At 62.6% G+C, this 2331-nt stretch carries 4 protein-coding genes; all 4 read left to right on the forward strand.

The window, feature by feature from the left end:
• Positions 1-882, forward strand: an 882-nt coding sequence (locus EN991_RS32640) for an AIR synthase related protein (RefSeq protein ID WP_245461138.1), incomplete at its 5' end; no start/stop codon positions are given.
• Positions 879-1391, forward strand: a complete 513-nt coding sequence (locus tag EN991_RS32645) for a hypothetical protein (RefSeq protein WP_127370286.1) — start codon at positions 879-881, stop codon at positions 1389-1391. The genes EN991_RS32640 and EN991_RS32645, both read left to right, overlap by 4 nt.
• Before the next feature lie 125 nt (positions 1392-1516).
• Positions 1517-1750 carry a BolA family transcriptional regulator gene (locus tag EN991_RS32650; RefSeq protein ID WP_010909092.1) on the forward strand — a complete coding sequence of 78 codons (234 nt, stop codon included), beginning with the start codon at positions 1517-1519 and terminating at the stop codon, positions 1748-1750.
• Between the two features lie 141 nt (positions 1751-1891).
• The gene (gene grxD, locus EN991_RS32655) at positions 1892-2227 is read left to right on the forward strand and encodes a Grx4 family monothiol glutaredoxin (RefSeq protein ID WP_013532137.1); all 336 of its coding nucleotides are present in this window, start codon (positions 1892-1894) and stop codon (positions 2225-2227) included.
• Positions 2228-2331 lie beyond the last annotated feature (104 nt).

Genomic DNA, 2331 nt, shown 5'->3' on the forward strand with positions numbered 1-2331 from the left:
GCGCTCGCCTTCTCGTCCGACGTGACGCCGCGCTATTGCGAGGCCGACCCTTACGAGGGCGGCAAGCAGGCGGTGGCCGAATGCTGGCGCAACTTGACCGCCACCGGCGCTCTGCCGCTGGCCGCAACCGACAACCTCAATTTCGGCAACCCGGAACGGCCCGAGATCATGGGCCAGCTGGTCGGTGCCGTGAAGGGCATCGGCGACGCCTGTCGTGCGCTCGAATTCCCGATCGTCTCCGGCAATGTCTCGCTCTACAACGAGACCAACGGCCAGGGCATCCTGCCAACCCCGACCATCGGCGGCGTCGGCCTGATCGCCGATTGGTCGAAGATGGTGCGGGCCGGCTTTGCGGCCGAGGGCCAAATGATCCTGCTGGTCGGCGCGCCGGCGTCCTGGGGAACGCATCTCGGGCAATCGGTCTATTTCAGGGACATACACGGCCGCACGGATGGACCGCCGCCGCCGGTCGACCTCGAGCATGAAAAGCGCGTCGGCGACCATGTGCGCGCGCTCATCGCCTCCGGCATCGTCACGGCGGCGCATGACGTTTCCGATGGCGGTATCGCGGTGGCTTTAGCCGAAATGGTGATGGCGTCCGGCATCGGCGCCACCGTTCCCGGCCTTGTCGGCACCGACCCGATCCCGGTCTGGTTCGGCGAGGATCAGGGCCGTTATCTGCTGACGCTGTCGATCGACCCGCATGGTGACGAATGGGACGCCATTCGCAAGCAGCAGGGCGAGCTTGGCATCTTCGCGCCGTGGATCGGCTCCACAGGCGGCAGCGCGCTGAAGCTTGGCGACGCCAGGGCAATCCCGGTCAGCGAACTCTCCTCGGCTCACGAAGGCTGGTTCCCGCGCTTCATGGATCAGGCTAGTTGACCACACTGGCTGCCCGGGCGCTGCTTGCAGTCGTTTTCTGGCCGTCGCTGTTCTTCTTCTGGTTCCTGGGACCGTTCGTCTTTTTCCTGCTGTCGACAACCTCGAGCGAGGTTTGTATGCGGCTGGAAACACGTGCGGAGTTCCTTGCCGCGGCGAACGGCGCCGTCCCGATGCTGGCGCTGCAGAACCTCCTCTACGCGGTCCCGATCATCTGCCTGGTGCTCTGGGGCCGCCTTTTCCCGGATCCGGCACGGGCAAGGCACATCGTCACCTGCGTCAAGCTTTTCGCCGGCACGGTGGTCGTGGGCGCGTTGTGGGAGTACGGCTCGTCGCTCATCTGCGACGGCCATGGCCAAGGGTTCTTCTCGCCGGCTTGGCAAATGACGAGCTATCTCCCCATTGTCAGCCTGCTGCTCAACGCGCCGCTCTATGTGCTTGCCTTCGGCCTTGGCCGCGCTTTCTCGACACGCGAGGACGTTGCCGAGGATGAAGCAAGCCCACCGGCCTAGTCTTTCTCTGAAGCCGTGTGGCCGTTGGCGGGACAGAACGGCTTCAATCCGGACCGGAAAGGCTTTAGGCTCACCCGACTCTCATCTTATGGCCGGCTACCGGCCGCTCGAAACAGGATTTTGCCATGGCAATGGATGCCCACGACATCGAAAAACTGATCAAGGACGGCATTCCGGACGCCAAGGTGACGATTCGCGATCTCGCCGGCGACGGCGACCACTATGCGGCCGAGGTGGTGGCCGAGAGCTTTCGCGGCAAGAGCCGCGTCCAGCAGCACCAGATGGTCTATGACGCGCTGAAGGGCAATATGGGCGGCGTGTTGCACGCACTGGCGCTGCAGACCAGCGTTCCCGACTGACCCTTAGCGCTTGGCCCAACACGGCTCATCCTTTGCGCCATTTCAGCCACGGCGCGGCTAACGTCTTGTTTCGAGCAATCGTTGGGTTTATTTGAAGGGTATGTTTCGAGCCTGACTCCCACAGGCGGGAAAGGATATTCCATGAGCGGCATCAACGACTACATCGACAATGAAGTGAAGGGCAACGACGTCGTCCTTTTCATGAAGGGCACACCTGGTTTCCCGCAATGCGGATTTTCCGGCCAGGTCGTCCAGATCCTCGACTATATCGGCGCCGACTACAAAGGCGTGAACGTCCTGGACTCGGCTGAACTGCGCCAGGGCATCAAGGAATACTCCAACTGGCCGACGATCCCTCAGCTCTACGTCAAGGGAGAATTCGTCGGCGGTTGCGACATCGTGCGCGAGATGTTCCAGGCGGGCGAGCTGCAGACGTTCCTCGTCGAGAAGGGCGTCAGCGTCAAAGGCGCCGCCTGATTTCTGTTTTGTGCGTGCCCTAAATCGACGTTGATTTTCGGGCATCGAGCACCAGGCACCGGGGCAACCTCACCTCGGCAATTTTCATGTCCTGACCCCAGGAC

The organism is Mesorhizobium sp. M7A.F.Ca.US.005.03.2.1 (assembly GCF_003997795.1).
In the GTDB taxonomy this organism is placed as follows: Bacteria; Pseudomonadota; Alphaproteobacteria; order Rhizobiales; family Rhizobiaceae; genus Mesorhizobium; species Mesorhizobium ciceri.